Here is a 19,366-nt window from a genome sequence, read left to right as displayed (position 1 = left end):
CGGTGTTATCGGCTGCTGATTTCTCTGTCTTTACGCACCACCTGAGTACCCGCTGCCGGATTCACACCGTTCTTTTTCTCTCTGCGGTTATCCATGAGAAGATACAGGTTGGCAAGAATGGTTCCGGAGACGGAGTGCCATACGCATGATACTGCTGAGGCTATTGCGGCTTCAGGCACCATAGGGAAGAACTTGGTGCTGAGTCCGGTGGCAAGCCCCGCGTTCTGTACACCGACTTCAATTGAAAGAGTACGTCTTTTGGCAACACTCATTCTGTTGAGCATTGCTGCAAGATATCCCAGTACGTATCCTACGGCGTTATGCAGGAAGATACAGGCGAAGATAATAAGGCCTGATTCCAGGAATTTTTCACCGTGAACCGCGATAACTCCGCCGACGATGAAAGAGAAGGCGATAACCGCAACTCCGGGCATAAGTTTGACTGTTTCCTGAAAGAGCCTTTTTTTGCCGAAGGCAATGTTGGAAAGAGAGCCGAGACCTACCGGAATAATGGTCACCATAATAAGGAAGTTAACCATTGACCAGGGATCCATGCTGACGTCTTTACTGAGCAGCAGGGTGATAAGCAGCGGAGTCATTACCGGAGCCAGCAGGGTGGATACGGTGGTCATGCCGACGGAATAGGCCACGTCACCGCGGCAGAGATAACTCATGATGTTGGAAGATACACCGCCGGGACAGCTTCCCACCAGAATAAGCCCCAGTGTGAGACCGTCAGACAGATTGAAGAGTTTTGCAATCGCAAAGGCGGTAAGAGGCATAATGGTAAACTGAGCCACGGCACCGATACAGATATCAAAAGGGTGTTTTGCCAGGATTTTGTAATCCTCAGCCTTGAGGCTTACACCCATTGCCAGCATGATTACGGCCAGCACGATAATCTGTTTGTAGCCTGATACCCAGGTAAAAAGGGATGGAATGAAATAAGCCAGTACACCTGCACCGATAACAAATACTGCGGTATATCTGGCAAGAACAGCACTTATAAGGCTTAATAGACCCAATAATCTCATAAAAGCTCCAGTTTATTCGTTTATTCCGGCACTGTCTGCTGATAGGGGGCGCGGATAAACGATAAAGATGTGTTAAATACGTTTGCCTACTATTTTAAAACTTTTAATGAGACATTCAATAGCGTCATTGAGCAAAGCCTGTTATATACCGGAATACTTTTGCCCCTTCTTCAATATTTACATTCCCGACAATTCCGTGAAGAACCTGATTTTTTTTCGGGATCTGTCATTGGAAGAAAAGTATAAGTTCTAATCTGTACTATAATTGAAACAGAAAGTAAGTACCGTGCGATAGCCATAAGTACATAAAGTATCGATTTCTACCATATGTCCGTATTATTTTTTATTAAATGCCATGAAATATAAAAATATTACTCCGGCCGTTTTTCTGGATCGGCCCAACCGTTTCATTGCTCATGTGGAGACTGCCGACGGGGTCGAAACCGTGCATGTCAAGAATACCGGAAGATGCCGGGAACTGCTTATAAAGGGCAGTGAGGTTTACCTGACGGCTCCGGGAACTCCTGGCAGAAAGACGGTATATGATCTTGTTGCCGTGCGTAAGGGCAACGGGCTTCTCGTCAATATGGACAGTCAGGCACCCAACGTGGTTGTCAGGGAATGGCTTGATACCTTAGGCTTTGACAGAATTGTTCCTGAGCATTCATATGGTGATTCACGCATGGATTTCTACATGGAATACGGCAGTCGCAGATTTCTGATGGAAGTTAAGGGATGCACTCTCGAAATAGCCGGAACAGGATATTTTCCTGATGCTCCGACGGAACGCGGAGTAAGGCATCTTATGGAACTTGTAAGGGCAGTCGGGGAAGGATATACGGCTGTTCTTACATTCGTGATTCAGATGGACGGAATCAGGGAGGTGCGTCCTAATGTCAGCATGCATCCGGAATTCGGAGAGGCTCTTGAAAAGGCCTTAAAAGCAGGGGTTCAGGTAGTGTTTCTGGAGTGTCACGTTGAACCTGACAGTCTTACGTTTAAACATGTGGCCCGGGAGATAACTGCTGGATGGTTTAAATGATGTATGATACAGGATGGTACTGATAAAGATTAAGGGAGGTTCCTGTTGTTTCGGAAACCTCCCTTATATTTCTGATTAAGCTTCTCCTACTGGAGGGAACTGCTCTTCTGCCATACTGTAGATCCTGACTTGATGTCGGTGATCTTCAGAATCAGATTGATCTTGTTGCCGTTCTTGATGGCGGCTCCGGAAACAATGTAGTCCACGTTCTGGGACTTGGCCACTCTCACAAGATATGCGTAAGAGGTTCCGGAAGCAGCCTTGAGAATACGCTGACTTACGTCGTTGCCGATAAGGGTAAATCTTCCTGAGGCGGCAAGATTATGCTTCACGATACTGCTGTATGATGAGGCTCCCTTGCAGACGCCTTTGCCTACCGTTATGCCGGTAACCATGACGAGGTTGGGCTGACGCGGCTGGAAAGAGTATCCGGCAGCTTCGGAAAGTTCAGAAAAACCGGCCTTGATATTGTTATCATTGCCGATACAGGTATTGCGGACAACAGGGGGTTTTGAGCTTACGGTCGGCTTTTCGTCAATGGTGGCCGGAGTTTCTTCTTCAGCATCGGCCGCTTCGACGATCTTCTCTTCCTGAACAGGTTCACTCTGCTTTTCAACGATTACTGCCGAGCCGTTATCTTTAGCCTGCTGTTTTCCGGTTCTGTTATTCTTCTTCTGTTTCTTTTTGCTGTTCTTTGCAGTGTTTTTATCCGTGGTTGTCTTTGCCTGTACTGCAGGTTCTTCTGCCACAACCCTGGTTTCCTGCTTTTTATCCTGATGAAAAAGATCAGTAAGGATGTTACAGCCGGAAAGCACGGAAACGGATAAAAACAGTAATGATACTTTTGCCCAAATCTTAACAGACATAAAACAGGTATACTCCTTAGAAACCAGCTCCTACGATACGAAGTTTTTCACCGCCGAGAAGGTGCAGGTGCAGGTGAGGAACTTCCTGACCGCCGTCCTTGCCGCAGTTTATAACCAGACGGTATCCGTTTTCAGCAAAGCCCATTTCCTTGGCAATTCTCTTTGCGGTTAAAACCATCTTGCCGATTAATGCGGCATCGCCGTCTTCAAGTTCGTTAACTGAAGGAATTACTCTGTTAGGAACAATAAGAAGGTGAACCTTCGCCTTCGGAGCAATATCAGCAAAAACGGTGATGTCGTCATCCTGATAACGGATGTCTGATGGAATTTCGTGTCTGATTATCTTTGAAAAAATAGTTTCATCTGCCATGTGTGACTCCTTAAATTCTTATGTGTTCGTACCATGAATGATACCACGTAATTATAACATTCTGTACAAATGTTTTATACAGTTATCACACTGTTTTTAACGGGGAAAAAATGTCATTATGTTCTGAAAATGCTTTCGCGACGGGAGTTTTTGGGCATATCCTCAAAAGACCTGCATCGCGAAAGCAGGGGACGGTTTCAGCTTCAGGAGAGACTTACCTTAAAGCATGATGAAAAGTTTCTGGAAGTGATTTCACACAGGGTTTCGTACGGAATGTTCTTGATTTCCGCCACTGCTCTTGCGGTGTGTGCCACAAATGCAGGTTCATTAGGTTTGCCTCTTTTTGGAACCGGGGCTAGATAAGGAGAATCTGTCTCCACCAGCATCATGTCCGCAGGTACGTATCTGCAGGCTTCTCTCACGTTTTCACCGTTTTTGAAGGTTACGATGCCTGAGAATGAAATATAGAATCCGAGATCCAGTGCCTTTCTGGCCTCATCCTTTCCTTCGCAGAAGCAGTGCATTACACCGCCGCAGTCTCTTGCTCCCTCGGCCTTCATGATGTCCATGCATTCGAGTGCCGAACCGCGGGTATGAATGATTAGAGGCTTGTCCGTTTCCACAGCCAGATGAATCTGTCTGACAAAGCTTGGAATCTGCAGGTCGCGGGTTTCCGGTGTGCAGACGTAATCAAGTCCGGTTTCGCCGACGGCAATGACTCTGTCAAGCGCAAGAAACTTTCTCAGATCGTCGTCTTTCCAGTCCCTGTTTCCTTCGTTGATGTTTTCAGGGTGGATGGCGCAGGCACACCACACTTCGTTGAAATCCTTAACCATTTCATACATGTTCGGAAAACTTTCGAGATCAACTCCGGGACAGAGAAAATGGGTAACACCGGCTTCATGAGCCCTGGCTATGACATCGGCAACGTCCTTATGAACGTTCTGATAATCTAAACTGTCGAGATGACAGTGGGAATCTACTAAAAACATAATTAAACAACAGTACCAAATTTATAAAATTGCATGCTTTCCGGCAAAATATCCGCCATTATACTTAAACTCGCGTAAAAATTCCGAAAATATTCATGAATGATGATGTCAGCTTTCCGTCATCAGCCGTAATGAGCTGATTTTTACGGAGTCTTAAGTTTTTTGAGGGAGTGTTCCGGATGTTACGCCGCACCGGCGTCATAACTTCAGAATCATAATGAATCGGGGGCTTTCATTCAGGACGTGAGAATTTATATGAAAAACGGGACAGCATGCTGTCCCGTTTCTGACCAGTACAGGTGTACGTTATTCTGTAACGATGGTGGATTCGCTGTCGCGTTTCTTGCTTGAGTTCTTGATGTAGAGTCGGTTATCAAGATAGTTCTTTGCAGCCACCAGAAGTCCCAGGGTAATGAATGCCCCCGGAGGCAGAATGGCTATCAGCAGACCGTCATCGGCACTGAAGAGGTTTATCTGCAGATTTCTGCCTGACTCGCCGATAAGCTGATCCATGCCGGAGAACAGGGTGCCCTTGCCGATTATTTCTCTGACTCCGCCGATAAAGAGAAGTACGGCGGTAAAGCCGAGACCGTTGGCGAAACCGTCAAGAGCAGAGTAGAACATGCTGTTTCTTGAGGCGAAGATTTCCGCTCTGGCGATGATGATACAGTTGGTTACGATGAGGGATATATAGAGTCCCAGCGCTTCGTAGAGTTCGGCGGTATAGGCCTGCATGCAGAGCTGTACGCAGGTTACCACAGAGGCGATGATTATCACGTAGATGATAATGCGCACTTCAGCCTTAAGCAGTCTTCTTACCGCTGAAATCAGCAGGTTGGAAACCGTAAGCACGGCAATGGTGGCAATGCCGAGTCCGAGAGCGTTGGCCGCGGTTGAGGTTACGGCCAGAAGCGGACAGAGACCCAGAAGCTGAACCAGTCCCGGATTCTTGTTCCAGAGTCCGTCCTTGAAAATTTCAGAAATCTTATCAAACATTATTTCTCTGCCTCACATTTCTTAAGGGAACCGAGATCCAGTGTGCCGATGCGTTCGAGCATTGCTCTGGTGGAACGTACCACTGCTCTCGGAGTTACGGTTGCACCGGTGAAGTAATCGAAATCGCCGCCGTCCTTCTTCACGTCGAATCTGCGGTTGGAAAGACCGGTTCCGGTGAAGCTGTCCAGATAATTTCCGGTACGTCTTAAAATCTTGTCACCGAGTCCCGGAGTTTCATTGAATTCAACCACGTCGACGTAGTTGATGATGCCGTCTGCACCGACACCTGCAACCATTGAGAACGGAGTACTGTAACCGCCGGTCACATCATAGTAAACCACGTATGCGGTAACCTGATCCTTTGATCTGGCTACATACACTTTTTTTTCTGCTGAACCGAAGCCGTCGGCAAGATAGCATTCGGCACTGGGATTGTTGTCAAACTTAACTCCGTTGAGCAGATGTCTGAAGGCACTGTTCTGCTTTTCAATATCTGCCTGACGGATGCTGTCAGCGGTAAAGTCCTTCACCGCAAACACGATGCCGAGGCAGCACATGGTGATGAGTGAGAGCAGGAGTCCCACGTACAGAGAGGAGTCTCTGAAGCCGTTTGTCTTGTTAGTCATTGATATTCTCCGGAGTGAAGCCCTGACCGAATTCACGTCGTCTGGTCATTACTGAAATCAGCGGGGCGCAGGCGTTGCCCAGCAGTACGCTGAAGGCTACCGCATCAGGGTATCCGCCAAGGTTACGGATAATTACGAAAAGCACTGCTATGACACAGCCGAAAATCCATGCGGCAGACGGCTTGGAAACTGCCGTTACCGGGTCGGTCATGATATAGAAGGCTCCAAGCAGTGTTGCTCCGTAGAACAGGTGATACCAGGGAGCCAGATAAAGTTCCGGAGCAGCCAGATAGAATGCGGTGGTCAGAACCGCTGAAGTTCCGAGGAATGCCAGCGGAATTCTGAAATCAATGATGTCCCTGATGAGAAGAACGGCACCTCCAAGGAGGAAGCATACGCCGATTACCACTCTGGCAAAAAGGGTATAGAAGGAAAGATCAGGGGCGTTTTCCGCAACAAAACCCTGTACGTTCCTTTCCGGCTGTTCGTGTTTGGCGTCAACCAGGAAGGTTGAACCGGTGTATCCGTCGGCTATTCTGAACTGTTCCTTTTCCGGAAATCTGTCGAGGTAATCAAGCTTTGAGATCTGTCTGTTTATATCAAGTTCACTGGCTGATCTGTCCACGTTGAATATGATGGATGCCGCGCGTGACGGACTTATTATCCTGTAGGCATCAGGCATTGCGTTTACATAGGTGGTCATTGGCAGCGGGGCGCTTATGAGCAGGAACACGAATCCCGCCATGGCCGGATTGAAGATGTTCTGTCCCAGACCGCCGAATATCTGCTTTACAACCACGATGGCAAAAACGGAACCTATTACCGAAAGATACCATGGCAGAAGAGGCGGGAGAGTAAATCCCAGAAGCACGGCCGTAACCAGAGCTGATGAATCTCTCCAGATGAGATTTATTTTTTTCTTTCTCAGCTTAAGGCATATCATTTCCGAAAGAACGCAGCTTACTGTGGTGATAAGCATGGTAATGATGATGCCGAAACCATAAAAATACACACTGGCGGCAAGTGCCGGAATCAGGGTAAGAATCAGTGTTCTCATTACCTTTCCGGTGGTGGAAACACTGAGATCGTGCGGAGCACTCTCCTGAATCAGATTACTGCTCATTACTGTTCTCCTTTATTTTTATCTGCTGAAGTCTCTTTTGCCTGTCCGGCTCCGGCGGCTTCTTCCTTTGCCTTTGCTCTGGCAGCCTTGATGGCGGCTGCCTTTTCGAGGGCCTTTGCCCCGGTGCCTGCAGTTTCAGCCTGTGCGGCTTCAGCTTTGGCCTTTGCTCTCGCAGCCTTGATGGCGGCTGCTTTTTCGAGTGCTATTCTTTTTCTTTCTTCAAGGTCGGCGCTCTTTGAAGCCTTCTCGGCTGCAGGTTCAGCCGGAGTCTGGGAAGCAGGAGCCTTTACCCCGGTGCCTGCAGTTTCAGCCTGTGCGGCTTCAGCTTTGGCCTTTGCTCTCGCAGCCTTGATGGCGGCTGCCTTTTCAAGAGCGGCTTTCTTTCTTGCTTCAAGTTCGGCATCGGCACCTGCAGCTGCCGGTTTTTCGGAAGCTCCGGCTGAAGCCTGCTGGTTCTTGATCTTGGCAAGAGCAGCAGCCTTGCGTTCAGCTCTCAGTCTTTCTTCCTCTGCAAGTTTCTGCTGTTTCAGGGTATATCTTTCCTTGGCAGCCTTTATCTTGTCCTTTTTCAGCTTCTCAATCTTAATCTGAGCCTTTTCCTGACGGAATTCGGCTATCAGACGGATGGCACTAGGGCAGACGAATGAACAGCATCCGCATTCGATACAGCTTTTAAGTCCGCATTTAAGTGCGGATTCATGTTCGTTTGCCACGCAGAATGCGTATAGTTCATACGGAATAAGACGTGACGGACAGGCTCTGGCGCATCGGCCGCAGCGGATACAGTTTACCTGCGGCTTGGTACGTTCGATTTCATGCTGAGCCGGTGCAATAATACAGTTGGATGTTTTGATGACAGGAACGTCCGCATTATGAATGGTAAAGCCCATCATCGGTCCGCCCACGATAATTCTGGGAGTTGACGGAGCGTGATATCTGAAATGGGTAAGAAGTTCCCTGATGCTGTATCCTAACGGAATTTCCACGTTTGTCTGTTTTTCCAGCGCGGTACCTGTCACGGTTACGATGCGGTGAGTCAGAGGCTTGCCCCGAAGCACGGCATCGGCTACCGCATACACGGTGCTTACGTTGTGTACCACAATGCCGTAGGCTGTTGAGCGGGCATTATAAGGAATCTCGATACCGGTGATTACGGTAATGAGATTTCTGGCTGCTCCTGAAGGATACTTCACCGGAATTTCCGTAACTCTGGTGTTTTCCACTCCTGATGTCTGAATGGCTTCGCTGAGCTTTCTGATTGCCTCCGGCTTGTTGTTTTCAACGGCAATCACCGTATACACCGGATTAAGGATATACTGAAGCACTCTGATGCCTTCAATGATTCTGTCAGCTCTTTCCTGCATCAGTCTGTCATCACAGGTGATGTAAGGTTCACATTCGGCACCGTTGATAATCAGTACCTGACAGTTTTCAGCCTTCGCGGAGCTCCTCAGCTTCACGTCGGTCGGGAATCCCGCACCGCCGAGACCGGCAATACCCATTCTGTTGATATGGGTAAGCAGCACCTCTCTGTCAACCGAGGTGTAGTCAGGGTATGAATCATGACTGAAAGGAGCGTTCTTCTGCTGTTCTTCAGGCGTGTCGCATTTTATTCTGATGCATGGTTCCTTGAATCCGCTCGGATGAGGAACACCGGCAGGAGCCACGGCTTCCACGGTTCCGGAAACAGGTGCATGGATAGGCACCTGCATCGGACTTGAAGGAGATGTCAGAGGTTCATCTGCCAGAACATGCTGTCCCGGTTTCACCAGAATGTCGGCGGGGGCGCCGCTGTGCTGTTTCAGCGGCAGAACCAGGTATTCCGGATCCGGAATATGTTCAATCGGTTTGTCTGCGGTGATTTTGTTTTCAGGAGGGTATATACCGCCTTTGAAACGGAATAATACCCCGTTTTTGATTTTATCCCATCTGGACATCTTATCTGCTCTCCTCTGAATTTTCGATCACCCAGTCCCATGTATCTGTGGTTGGATCAGGGGTTACCATGGCGATGCACTTCTTCGGGCAGGCATCGATACATTTGCTGCAGCTCATGCAGTAGGAAGGAATGACATGGTATGGATGCTTGAGCTGTCCTTCAATGGCGTCATACGGGCAGGTCCTGGCGCATTTGCCGCAACCGATACAGTTTTCCGCGCTGATGCAGGCAATTCGTTCCTCTTCCTTCATACCGTAGGTTGAGGTAACGGGAATGTGCATGATCTCCGCGATCTTTCTGATAACCGCGTCTCCTCCCGGAGTACAGAGGTTGATGGGGGCCTTGCCGGCGGCAACGGCGGCTGCGTATTCGGAACAGCCTACGTATCCGCACTGACCGCACTGTACCTGAGGCAGGTTGCTGTTTATCAGATCAGCCGTAGGGTCTTTTGATTCGACTCTGAACTTTTTGCTGGCGACACTGAGCAGAAAACCCAGACAGAATACGCCGGCAGTCAGAATCAGTATAACCGTAAATTGCTCTAACATGATGCTTTTACCAATATCTTCCTTTATGTGTTTGTTTTAGTTTTTTATGCTTTTCGCATCTGCGAAATTATTGCGGTCCGACACCGTATACCTTAATTTCAGTATATGCTGACACCTGTACATGACAGAGTCGCTAATGGAAAAAGGGACGGGAAAACGTTACTGACCGATGAGGTTTGTAAAGCCCATGAAAGCCATGGACAGCAGACCTGCGGTAATCAGAGCTATGGCGCTTCCTTTGAACGGACCCGGTACGTTGGCGTGTACCAGTCTTTCGCGCATGGCGGCGAAAATAATCAGCACCAGTGAAAAGCCTGCTCCGGCGCCCAGACTGAATACCAGAACCTCAAGGAAATTGTATTCCAGGCTTATATTTAGCAGAGCCAGACCGAGAACGATACAGTTGGTGGTGATGAGAGGGAGATAAATCCCCAGAAGCTTGAAGATTTCGGGGCTTATGTATCTGACCATCACTTCGGTGAACTGAACAACGCCTGCTATAACCACAATGTAGGAGATAAGTCTCAGCTCGGTGATATCAAGAGGTACCAGAACCAGCTTATCCATCAGATAGCATGCTGCGGAAGTCAGAACAAGTACGAAAGTGGTGGCAAGTCCCATGCCGGTAGCCGAGCTTAACTGCTTGGACACTCCGATGAACGGACAGATGCCGAGAAATCTGGTCAGCACGAAGTTGTTTACGATGGCTGCACTAATAAACAGTAAAAAATATGACATTTTATCTCTATTCCTAAAATTTCCGCTAATTCTATCACAAATGCCTGATTTGAGTTTAACAATTTCCGGTCTGAAGCACCTGCGTAAACAGGTTCCGGACATTGTAATTCATAACTTTACACATCTTTTTACTGTTGAGGAAAAATCATGTGAAACAATATTTTTCAGAGCCGTATCCGTTATTTTTTTAATTCCTGTATGAATTATGATTTTCTGTGCCGAAAAGTTCTGTTTCACAGCGCATGCTCAGGAGAAAACGCGTTAAGAAATTTTAGATAAATAAAATATCCGTCACCGAACAGCCCTTTAAACTAAGGGATTCTGTATAATTCATATTATAACTAGTGATATACTAGGAAATAAAACAGTGAGATTATCGCACATATTTTGTGATTTTAAAATATTTTTTTATCATTCAGCTTTTACTGACATTTACATGCCCGGGGAAATTCTGTTTTTTTAGAGAAGATAAACGTGTATGCACCAGTTCATCTGTTCAAAAAACAGAGAAAACTCTGTTTGGTTTTGCGAAAAAAACGCATAATCTCATTATTCGTTTTGTAATAAAACAACAAATTATCAAAATTCTTTCAGGCAGAGCTCTTGAATTAGTGAGCTTTTGTTGTCTTAAAGAAAAACGCAGGTTAATTTTTACTTGATTTTCATAATGGTGACGTTATGTGATTTTTTCACATTTGCTTGATATGAGAGATTATGTAGGATATATTGTAAATATGTGCATGGTTGCTCAGAAGAAGAAAAATTATGAGTGTTTCAGGTATGCTGGTGCGTTTCAATGTGGGGAACTTCTGCTCAATAAGTGATAATCAGTCATTCTCCATGATATCAGGAAATGTAAAAAATCATAAAGATCGTTTGTATTCAGCAAAGGATTTTAAAATACTCAAGTTTGCTTCAATTTTTGGGGCAAATGCATCAGGAAAGTCAAATCTGATTAAGGCTATTCATTATGCCGTTACAATTCTTCTTCAGGGCACAGAAAATTCTTTTGCTGATTCAAACAGAAATAATTATTTTCGACTTAATCCATCAGGTAAAGACAGAAATTCATACTTTGAATTTGAAATACTTATAAATGATTCTGTTTATGCATACGGCTTTGAAATTTCAATATTTGAAAAGAAAATAAAGGAAGAATGGCTAATCAGATTGGGTAAAAATGAAGATGAAACTATCTTTACTCGAAAAACTGATGATGGAACTTCATATTTTAATGATAATTACCTGAACTCTGATATAGCAGGACGAATGAATATTTATTTGGATGACTACAGTCATGTTTACTATAAACTTTTTCTTAAGGAGATTGTGTCCAATAAGGCTGAACTCTATAAAAATGATGGAAAACTTGGAATTTTAAGAGAAGTTTATAACTGGATTTCAAATATAAATATTTTATATCCTAATACACCAGTCACTGGATACGATACATTGTCTTTTGATAATTTTTCAGATTTGATGAAGGCACTGACAAGTTTTGACACAGGAATTTCCAAAATTATTTCACACGAAATTTCAAAAGAGCAGGCCTTTGATAAAGTGAGTTACAGACTTCGGGACGATGTTGATAAGACGATAGAATTTTTAGGCAGGCAAAGAACAGAAGCTTTATCCGGAAGAGATAGCAGAGTTCTGCGTGTAAACATTAATGGTAATTTGATATTAATTTCTATTAATGGTGATGAAATCAAATTCAAGGAAATCTGTTTTGAACATTTTGGTGTTTCTGATGTGAAATTTTCTCTTGGGGAAGAGTCTGATGGAACAAGAAGACTGTTGGATTTATTATCTGTATTATTTGCTGAAGAGAATTCATTATTCATCATTGATGAATTAGATCGCAGTCTGCATCCCCAGCTCACCCTTTATTTCGTAAAAACATTTCTGAGAATCGCCAGAAAAAATAATATACAGTTAGTAATAACAACTCACGAAAGCAGGCTTTTAAATCTTAATTTACTCAGACAGGATGAAATTTATTTCATCGATAGAAAAGAAAACGGGGCTTCTGCCATAGTGCCTTTTGATTGTTTCAAGGAAAGATTTGACAAGAGAATAGATGTCGCTTATTTGGACGGCAGGTACGGGGCTGTACCGCTGTTTGATTCTATATACCCTGATTATGAAGATGGGGAAGATTAATAATGAGAATTGATCGTGAATACGGCAAACGTTCGGAAGAAGATAGTCTGGAGCCCAAAATCAAATGTAGAATCGGTATTGAAGGAATGTCCTGGCGGTTCATACAGCAAAACCGGACTGAAGTTTGATGATAATTATAAGGATAAAGTCCATACAGCGATAAATAATTCAAAAAAATATACTACGGAAGTCAATGAACTGAAGAACAGTTTAGGCACTAATGCAGGTGTGCTAATTGAAAGTATGACGGAATGAGACGAAGCCGATTGCAAGTTTTCAGCTGAAAGTGAGTGCTGACAGCTCCCGTATTACCGGTATCAGGTAAATCCGGTAGCTTTCAGATGCCCGTGTTTATCGGATTTTTATGTAGCCTTTGTACTGAATATGTGCTAATTTGTGTCTGTCTGTCAATTTGCGTTTTTTTGATATCGATAAAAAAATGCATGTTGTTTTGGTTGTAAGATTAAGTAAGTGGTAGTGTACGGATTACCATGATTGGGATTAAAGATTATGTTTAGATCAAAAACATCATCCATTATTACTGAAATGCTTCTTGCAGGTGTGTTTATCTGCACCGGAGCTTCATCTTATGCGGACTGCGATGAAAAGCAGGGGACCATCTCCATCCAGGGTTATTCTTCAGTAAAGGCTCAGCCTGACGTGGCATACGTTCGTGTTGCGGCCACCGTTCAGTCTGAATCAGCGGAAACAGCCAGAAAAGCCGTTGAAAAATCAGTATCGGCTTTCATTGACGGACTGAAAAAGGATTCCTCTTTAAAAGACAGCATCAGAAAGGATGACGGCAGCATAAAGGCTGAAAGCATCAGTGTTAATCCTGATTACGTTTATGACAGCAAGACCAGTGAACGACGCGTATCAGGCTACAGTGCCAGCAGAACGGTAGTGGTTAAAATCAGAGATTTCGAACAGATTTCCAAAGTCCTCGATATAGCAGTTGCTTCAGGCATAAACAATATTTATGACATTTCCTACGAGCTGGAAAATCCGGCTCCGGTTATGGAAAAAGCCCGTCTTGATGCGGTAGCCGATGCGGCCTCAAAAGCCAGACAGATTACAGGTGCGCTCGGCGTCAGGCTCGGAACCATAGCCTCGATTTCTTATAATACTCCGTCATACGGAGCATCACATGATTATGTGCAGCCCCGAATGATGAGTAAAGGAATGATGATGTCCAACAGTGCCGCTGATTCAGCGGTCTACTCTCCGGACAAACTTGTATTTACCGATAATGTCAGCGTGGTCTACAATCTTGAACAGACTAAGAAGAATTAAAAGGAATATCCGTCAGAGACGCCTTATAAACAGACTGCATGAGCATTCAGTTCTCTAGAACCGTGATGCCCGGTCTTTTCTTCAGAACCGTTTGCCGGTGATGTATTTTCACCGGAGGGTATTTCATAACCTGCCTGAAGGCGGCACGAATACTGCAGAAAAGAAAACAGCCTGTCACAGCATGACCTGTTCTCGGAAGGTCAGTGAGTCTGTCGCATCCTGAAAAATACCGGAGCCTTCAGTTTATGTTTTCAGTTCAGACTTCCGATGCCGGGGAGCAGGGGCTGTTTTAGTTCATATCCGTGCCGTCATTATCCGTTCCGTTACAGAAAGAGGAGTATCCCGTGCAGTTTTCCGCATCGGCCCCGAATGAATCGAAGGCTCTGAGAGGTGATGACTCCTCCGTTTCAGACAAAATTTCATTATCAGACGTTTCCTGCGGTATTACCGATACTCACTGTCATATTTTCCGAACGGCTGATTCCCGTCTCATAAGTCTTTACCCCTCGGTTTTTAACGCCTGCTCCTTAAACGGTGAAATGCCTGTCGTAAGGGATGATTTTCTGCTGTGCCGGGACGAAGGAGAGGTCGATGCGTTTACTGAAGCTCTCGTAAAGCTCACCGGAAATTCAGGCAGAGAGGTTTTTGAAGAGCTTGAACGTCTTCTTTTACGATCTGCAGAAGCCTCCGTTTCAGAAATCATGGCGCCTGCGGTTACGCACTTTGAAGGACTTAGAAATCTGCGTCTTTTACGGGTTTTCAGTAAAGCTCATGCTGATGCGTCTTTCCCTGAAATCTTTTGCGGTATGGGAGTTCATCCAATGTATGCCGGGGATTTTTCACGTGAAAAACTTAAGACTGAGTATGAACTCATCAGGAGAGTTTTTTCAGAAAGTCCGGCCGCTCCGGAGGAAAAATCCGTCACTGCAGACGGACATCCGGTAAAGAAGCTTTTTGTCGGGGAAATCGGTATAGATAAAAGATTCAGGGATACAGTTCCGCTGGATGTTCAGACGGAAGCTCTGCATGAACATCTGATCTTTGCCGTGGAAAATCATCTTCCGGTCAATATTCACGGTGTCGGTGGAGACAATGAGATACTGCACGAGCTGAAAAGACTCAACCGGGTAAAAGGAATCATCCATGCCTTTACCGGAAATTCCTCAAGAGCCGAACAGTATCTCCGCAGGGGGTTAAAACTCGGTATCGGTCCAATGCTTCTGGCGACAGAGTCTCATAAACTGGAGGAGGCGGTACGGTATGCGGGAATCGATAATCTGGTTCTGGAAACCGATTATCCGTACATGTACATGAATCTTCCTGAAAACTCTTCATCTTCAGCTCCCGACACTGACAGCGGCGGAGAACAGGCATCAGCGGATGATTCATGTTTTTCACCACGCCGCAGGTCCGCGGCTTCACCGGATCTTCTGATTCATATAGTCGAAAGGCTTTCTGAAATTTTCGGTATCGGGAAGGAGGAGACTGCAGGAAGACTGCATCGGAATGTTGAGGAACTGTTCTGAATTCTTCTTTTCGGAGCGTATCTGATGGTCATTCATATCGTTGCATATCGTTGAAAAACTCCCGTTTCATGCGGTATCGTGGTGAGTGAATTTGTATATGAATGATGTACAGATACGAGAACAATACCGTTATCGCTTTCTACCATGAGTGCATGATGGAACGTGAGGACGGAAAGATCTCCGACCAATGCACTACCGGGAAAGTGTATGACGTCTATAAAGCATGGTGTGCCGATAACAATCACGGTTATTTCAAGACCGCCAGAGAGTTCAGAAACACGCTGGCTGAACATCTTAATACCAGCTTTGCAGATATGACCGTTCGCAGAGGTTAAGGCGGTACTTTAGAGAAATCAAAGAAATGCTGAAATTCGTAAACAGATTAGAAAACAATAATTGGGAGGTTTAATATGAAAGTTTTTGAATGGATACCAAATAAATCAATAGGAGATCTGGTCTTCAATATGACAAGGGAAGATGCCAGAAAGGCAATGGGGAATGCAACTTATACTCCGTGGTTTAAAGGAAGATCGGATATCTATAGAGACTACAGTATGCGTTTGGATTATGATGAAAACGGACTTCTCGAGTCGGTTGAATTTTTGGGAATGGAAAAGGGCTTTTTTGAAGTCTGGTATAACGGAAAATTAATATACCCAAAATATGAAAAGCATTTTTTCAATATTTTTGATAAAAGCAAGTTTACTCCTGATGAAACAGCTGCATCATCATATCAGTGTAATGAGCTCAATATTGCAGTAATCTGGGATAAGGACAATGGCCCCTCCTGTCTGGTGGCAAGAGAGCATTATTGGGATGAAGCTGACGAAATGTTAAAAGAGCATTCTCTTCTTCGCCAGTTGTCCTTCAAATTAAAACCCGGTATGACTAGGGAAGAAACACGAGAAATTCTTAAAGAGAAATCTGATAAATTGATGGTTAGGGGACGTGGTGATATCTATTCCAGATATCTGTTAGTTATATTTGATGAAAATGACAGAATGGTGTCTACAAAATTTGACTTTGACAGTATGTAGCCGGAGGTTAACACCATCAATGGGCAGATTGGCTATTTAGCCTACGAGCTTCTTGACGGTAAACTGATCCGCAATGAGGCGGTAAAAGTGCTCCGCATAAAGTAGCAGAGCACCATTAGAATCGCTTTACTTATCGTAGCGGAATGCAGAATTGCCCGTGAGGTTTTTAAGCAGAACCTTACGGGCTTTTTTGTACTCGTCACCGATGAAACCTAGCCTTAGCAGAAAGCACCTGAATGCGTACTTGTCATTGTCGGACTGATTGGTGCAGGAGGATACCCGTTTAAGCTTCCTTGCCAGATCGCAGAGTCTGCTCACAAACTCAGTGTAGGCAGACACCTCATCGGGATTGGTGGTGAACTGAAACCAGGCAAAGCTTACATTATCCTCCGTGATTTCAAGAGCCAGCTTATCAGTAACAAACGCTCGTGCAAGCAGTTCTGATTTGTTCTCAATCAGTTTCTGCAGATTGGCGAGAGCCGATTCGGTGAAGCTGTTTTTGGGCATGGATATGATAAGCCTATCCTCAGTCTGTTCCGTGCTTCCGGTAAATCCCTTGTCAGCTAAGTGGATAAGCAGACGTTCAATTGTTTCCTTATCTACAGTATCCGGAATTCGTAAGGTTCCGTCCTTTTCTAAAGTGCAGTCTCCGATTTTGTAAGCCATGCTCGGTACTTTCTGATAGCACGGAATGGCACGGAGTGCCGTGGCTATTTCTTCAGCGAGTTTAGGTCTCTGCTTTGGCTGTAAATAGAATCTAATATTTGTTTGCATGATTGTACCTTCCTTTGTTGTCTTAGGTCGGTACATATATATCCCTTTAAGGTGGCTGGATAGCAAGTTGTATGTGAGTGATAAATAAAGAGAATAGAACTTTAAATAGCATAGAAATTGCGCAAAGTCTATTGTTTTTTCGATTTTGCGAAATTCTGCTCGGAATATTGTGTATGCACTGTGGTATCATGCGGTGAATTTGAAATCGTGCCATTCACCTATGAAGGCGGTATTGATGCTTTCATGAAGAATGAAGTATTGTCTTACGCTCCTGATGCTTATGTAGATGAAAAGAAAACAGTTATCGGTTATGAAATCAGCTTTACCAAATATTTCTACAAGCCTGTAGAACTGCGTGAAATGAGTGACATATTGGAAAGTCTAAAAGCTCTAGAAAAGGAAGCAGATGGTGTGCTTGCTGAAATTATGGAGGGGCTTTGATGAATAAATACAGTGAATACACGGATAATCCCGTTCCATGGATAGAAAGAATACCTGCATATTGGGGGTTGATGCGAGGGAAAAACTTGTTTGCAAAAATGCAACGTCCAGTGAGGGAATTCGATGAAGTTGTAACATGTTTTCGTGATGGAACAGTAACTTTAAGAAAAAATCGTAGAATTTCAGGTTTTACCGAGTCCTTGAAGGAAATTGGTTATCAAGGGATTCGCAAAGGTGATCTGGTTATCCATGTCATGGATGCATTTGCAGGTTCGATAGGTGTTTCAGATTCTGATGGAAAAGGAACCCCCGTATATAGTGTGTGTCAAGCTAAAGGTGATAGTAATAATCAATACTATGCAATGTTATTACGTGAAATGGCTAGGACTGGCTATATACAGTCTCTATATCGAGGAATAAGAGAACGTTCTTCTGACTTCCGTTTTGAAGTGTTTGCCTCTCAGTTTTATCCAGTTCCTCCCCGTTCCGAACAAGATCAGATCGTGAAATTTCTGGATTGGAAGGTTTCGTGTATCAATAAGTTGATACGCATAAAAAAGAAGCAAATAGTATTATTTCGTGAAAAATTGGACGCTCATATCTCTGAGGTTATAACACATGGGATTAATACAAATGTTGAAATGAAAGATTCAGGTATTGAGTGGATAAAAGATATACCAAAACATTGGGAAACCATAAGGTGTAAATTTTTGTTTTCTGAAAGAGATGAACGTTCAGAAGATGGAAAGGAACAACATCTTTCTATGAGCCAGAAATATGGTCTTATTCCTGATAGCCAACTAGATGAACGAAGATTGCTTTCAGAATCATATAAAGGAGGCAAACTGTGTTATGAGAACGACCTTGTTTTAAATAGACTTAAGGCTCACTTAGGAGTATTTTCATTATCGCCTCAGTATGGGGTGATTAGTCCTGATTACACAGTACTTAAACCAAAGTCGGAAAGAATTCTTCCTTCTTTTGCTGAAATAGTATTGAAGAGCAATAAGTGTCGTGGCGAGTTGAGAACTCGCGTACGAGGCGTTGTTGAAGGCTTTTGGCGATTATACACGAATGACTTTAATTCAATAGAACTTCCTATTCCCCCTATAGATGAACAAAAAGAAATAATTGCGAATATCAACTTTTTTAAAGTGAATACGAAACGTTGCGAAGATATTCTAATTAAAGAAATTACTTTGCTGAATGAACTCAAAGAGCGAGTCATTGCTGATACCGTTACAGGCAAAATTGATGTTCGTGACACAATAATTCCTGAGCACGTATGTGATGACGAATATAACATTATCTATGAAGACTCTAAGTGTGAAGAGGAAAACGAGGATCAAAATTTGTAATTATGACTAATAAACAAGATCTTATTCCTAGTGACAACCAAGGTGATGTAATCATTTACCAAGCTGAAGATGGTAAAACAAAGATCGATGTCCGCTTTGTTGATGAAACTGTATGGTTATCACAGCAACAAATGGTGGAATTGTTTAAAACCTCTAGAACAAATATTGTTGAGCATATTGCTCATATATATGAAGAAGGAGAACTTGATGAAATTTCAACCTGTCGGAAATTCCGACAGGTTCGTCAGGAAGGAAGCAGAACCGTTTCACGGGAGTTGCCTTTTTATGATTTACATTGTAACCTCGGAGAACCAATTCTAGGCTGATACGACGATAGCCGTAACGCTTCTTATGTTCAGCATATATTGCCTTGATCTTTTCTGTAAGTTCCTGATTCTTTTCGTCCTTGTCAATTTTATTTATCGTGTAGTAATAATCAGAACGAGTCATATGAGGAACATCCGGCGTACCGTTGATGACTGCCAGTATGAATCACAGAG

At 44.2% G+C, this 19,366-nt stretch carries 20 protein-coding genes and 1 pseudogene; 9 read left to right on the top strand and 12 right to left on the bottom strand.

All coding sequences use genetic code 11. The features are described from left to right. Positions 1-5 precede the first annotated feature (5 nt). Positions 6-1,034 carry a bile acid:sodium symporter family protein gene (locus tag BMY80_RS05650; RefSeq protein ID WP_093141774.1) on the bottom strand — a complete coding sequence of 343 codons (1,029 nt, stop codon included), beginning with the start codon at positions 1,032-1,034 and terminating at the stop codon, positions 6-8. Positions 1,035-1,389: 355 nt separating this feature from the next. Here BMY80_RS05650 and sfsA point away from each other — a divergent pair, with 355 nt between their 5' ends. After that, positions 1,390-2,076: a DNA/RNA nuclease SfsA gene (gene sfsA / locus BMY80_RS05645; protein ID WP_093141771.1), complete on the top strand. Its 687-nt coding sequence runs from the start codon at positions 1,390-1,392 to the stop codon at positions 2,074-2,076. An 86-nt stretch (positions 2,077-2,162) separates the two neighbouring features. Here the strand turns inward: sfsA and BMY80_RS05640 are convergent, their stop codons facing one another. The 9 genes from BMY80_RS05640 to rsxA form a co-directional block, all read right to left on the bottom strand. Then, on the bottom strand, positions 2,163-2,942 hold the full coding sequence (locus BMY80_RS05640; protein WP_093141768.1) for a hypothetical protein: 780 nt from the start codon (positions 2,940-2,942) through the stop codon (positions 2,163-2,165). Between the two features lie 16 nt (positions 2,943-2,958). Then, positions 2,959-3,312 carry a histidine triad nucleotide-binding protein gene (locus tag BMY80_RS05635; protein ID WP_031580030.1) on the bottom strand — a complete coding sequence of 118 codons (354 nt, stop codon included), beginning with the start codon at positions 3,310-3,312 and terminating at the stop codon, positions 2,959-2,961. Positions 3,313-3,515: 203 nt separating this feature from the next. Then, positions 3,516-4,304 carry a TatD family hydrolase gene (locus BMY80_RS05630; RefSeq protein WP_031580031.1) on the bottom strand — a complete coding sequence of 263 codons (789 nt, stop codon included), beginning with the start codon at positions 4,302-4,304 and terminating at the stop codon, positions 3,516-3,518. A 306-nt stretch (positions 4,305-4,610) separates the two neighbouring features. Continuing rightward, positions 4,611-5,300 (bottom strand): electron transport complex subunit E, encoded by a 690-nt coding sequence (locus BMY80_RS05625; protein WP_093141766.1) that lies wholly within the window; start codon positions 5,298-5,300, stop codon positions 4,611-4,613. Then, positions 5,300-5,926, bottom strand: coding sequence for an RnfABCDGE type electron transport complex subunit G (locus tag BMY80_RS05620; RefSeq protein ID WP_093141763.1), 627 nt, complete (start codon positions 5,924-5,926; stop codon positions 5,300-5,302). The genes BMY80_RS05625 and BMY80_RS05620 overlap by 1 nt, the downstream gene beginning before the upstream one ends. Further along, complete coding sequence (locus tag BMY80_RS05615) at positions 5,919-7,049, bottom strand: RnfABCDGE type electron transport complex subunit D (RefSeq protein ID WP_093141760.1); 1,131 nt, start codon at positions 7,047-7,049, stop codon at positions 5,919-5,921. Before BMY80_RS05615 ends, BMY80_RS05620 begins: the two co-directional genes overlap by 8 nt. Further along, positions 7,049-8,986, bottom strand: a complete 1,938-nt coding sequence (gene rsxC, locus BMY80_RS05610; protein WP_093141758.1) for an electron transport complex subunit RsxC — start codon at positions 8,984-8,986, stop codon at positions 7,049-7,051. The genes BMY80_RS05615 and rsxC overlap by 1 nt, the downstream gene beginning before the upstream one ends. 1 nt (position 8,987) lies before the next feature. Then, entirely contained in the window at positions 8,988-9,536 is a 549-nt protein-coding gene (locus BMY80_RS05605) for an RnfABCDGE type electron transport complex subunit B (RefSeq protein WP_031580036.1), read from the bottom strand. Between the two features lie 159 nt (positions 9,537-9,695). After that, entirely contained in the window at positions 9,696-10,274 is a 579-nt protein-coding gene (gene rsxA / locus BMY80_RS05600) for an electron transport complex subunit RsxA (protein WP_031580038.1), read from the bottom strand. Positions 10,275-11,039: 765 nt separating this feature from the next. On the opposite strand from rsxA, the gene BMY80_RS05595 reads away from it, so the two are divergent. The 5 genes from BMY80_RS05595 (at position 11,040) to BMY80_RS05575 (ending at position 16,293) form a co-directional block, all read left to right on the top strand. Further along, positions 11,040-12,437 carry an AAA family ATPase gene (locus BMY80_RS05595; RefSeq protein ID WP_093141755.1) on the top strand — a complete coding sequence of 466 codons (1,398 nt, stop codon included), beginning with the start codon at positions 11,040-11,042 and terminating at the stop codon, positions 12,435-12,437. A 510-nt stretch (positions 12,438-12,947) separates the two neighbouring features. Next, complete coding sequence (locus BMY80_RS05590; protein ID WP_093141752.1) at positions 12,948-13,730, top strand: SIMPL domain-containing protein; 783 nt, start codon at positions 12,948-12,950, stop codon at positions 13,728-13,730. A 344-nt stretch (positions 13,731-14,074) separates the two neighbouring features. After that, positions 14,075-15,256 (top strand): TatD family hydrolase, encoded by a 1,182-nt coding sequence (locus BMY80_RS05585; RefSeq protein WP_093141749.1) that lies wholly within the window; start codon positions 14,075-14,077, stop codon positions 15,254-15,256. Between the two features lie 101 nt (positions 15,257-15,357). After that, entirely contained in the window at positions 15,358-15,591 is a 234-nt protein-coding gene (locus BMY80_RS05580; protein ID WP_093141746.1) for a primase-like DNA-binding domain-containing protein, read from the top strand. A 75-nt stretch (positions 15,592-15,666) separates the two neighbouring features. Further along, entirely contained in the window at positions 15,667-16,293 is a 627-nt protein-coding gene (locus tag BMY80_RS05575; protein WP_093141743.1) for a hypothetical protein, read from the top strand. 126 nt (positions 16,294-16,419) lie between these two features. Here the strand turns inward: BMY80_RS05575 and BMY80_RS05570 are convergent, their stop codons facing one another. Beyond that, on the bottom strand, positions 16,420-17,067 hold the full coding sequence (locus tag BMY80_RS05570) for a hypothetical protein (RefSeq protein WP_093141740.1): 648 nt from the start codon (positions 17,065-17,067) through the stop codon (positions 16,420-16,422). Positions 17,068-17,274: 207 nt separating this feature from the next. Between BMY80_RS05570 and BMY80_RS05565 the strand changes: the two genes are divergently transcribed. Genes BMY80_RS05565 through BMY80_RS12555 form a run of 3 tightly spaced genes read left to right on the top strand, consistent with a single transcriptional unit; the run spans position 17,275 to position 19,192 of the window. Further along, entirely contained in the window at positions 17,275-17,508 is a 234-nt protein-coding gene (locus BMY80_RS05565) for a hypothetical protein (protein WP_218140321.1), read from the top strand. Continuing rightward, the gene (locus tag BMY80_RS05560; protein ID WP_177178504.1) at positions 17,508-18,866 is read left to right on the top strand and encodes a restriction endonuclease subunit S; all 1,359 of its coding nucleotides are present in this window, start codon (positions 17,508-17,510) and stop codon (positions 18,864-18,866) included. Before BMY80_RS05565 ends, BMY80_RS05560 begins: the two co-directional genes overlap by 1 nt. 2 nt (positions 18,867-18,868) lie before the next feature. Then, entirely contained in the window at positions 18,869-19,192 is a 324-nt protein-coding gene (locus BMY80_RS12555; RefSeq protein WP_245730062.1) for a virulence RhuM family protein, read from the top strand. Here the strand turns inward: BMY80_RS12555 and BMY80_RS12795 are convergent. Next, positions 19,146-19,307 (bottom strand): annotated as a pseudogene (locus BMY80_RS12795) (IS3 family transposase); the annotation flags it as partial. The gene BMY80_RS12555 and the pseudogene BMY80_RS12795 overlap by 47 nt on opposite strands. Between the last annotated feature and the right edge of the window lie 59 nt (positions 19,308-19,366).

Source organism: Ruminobacter amylophilus (genome assembly GCF_900115655.1).
GTDB classification, from domain to species: Bacteria; Pseudomonadota; Gammaproteobacteria; order Enterobacterales; family Succinivibrionaceae; genus Ruminobacter; species Ruminobacter amylophilus.
This window is presented reverse-complemented; position numbering and strand designations above follow the sequence as displayed.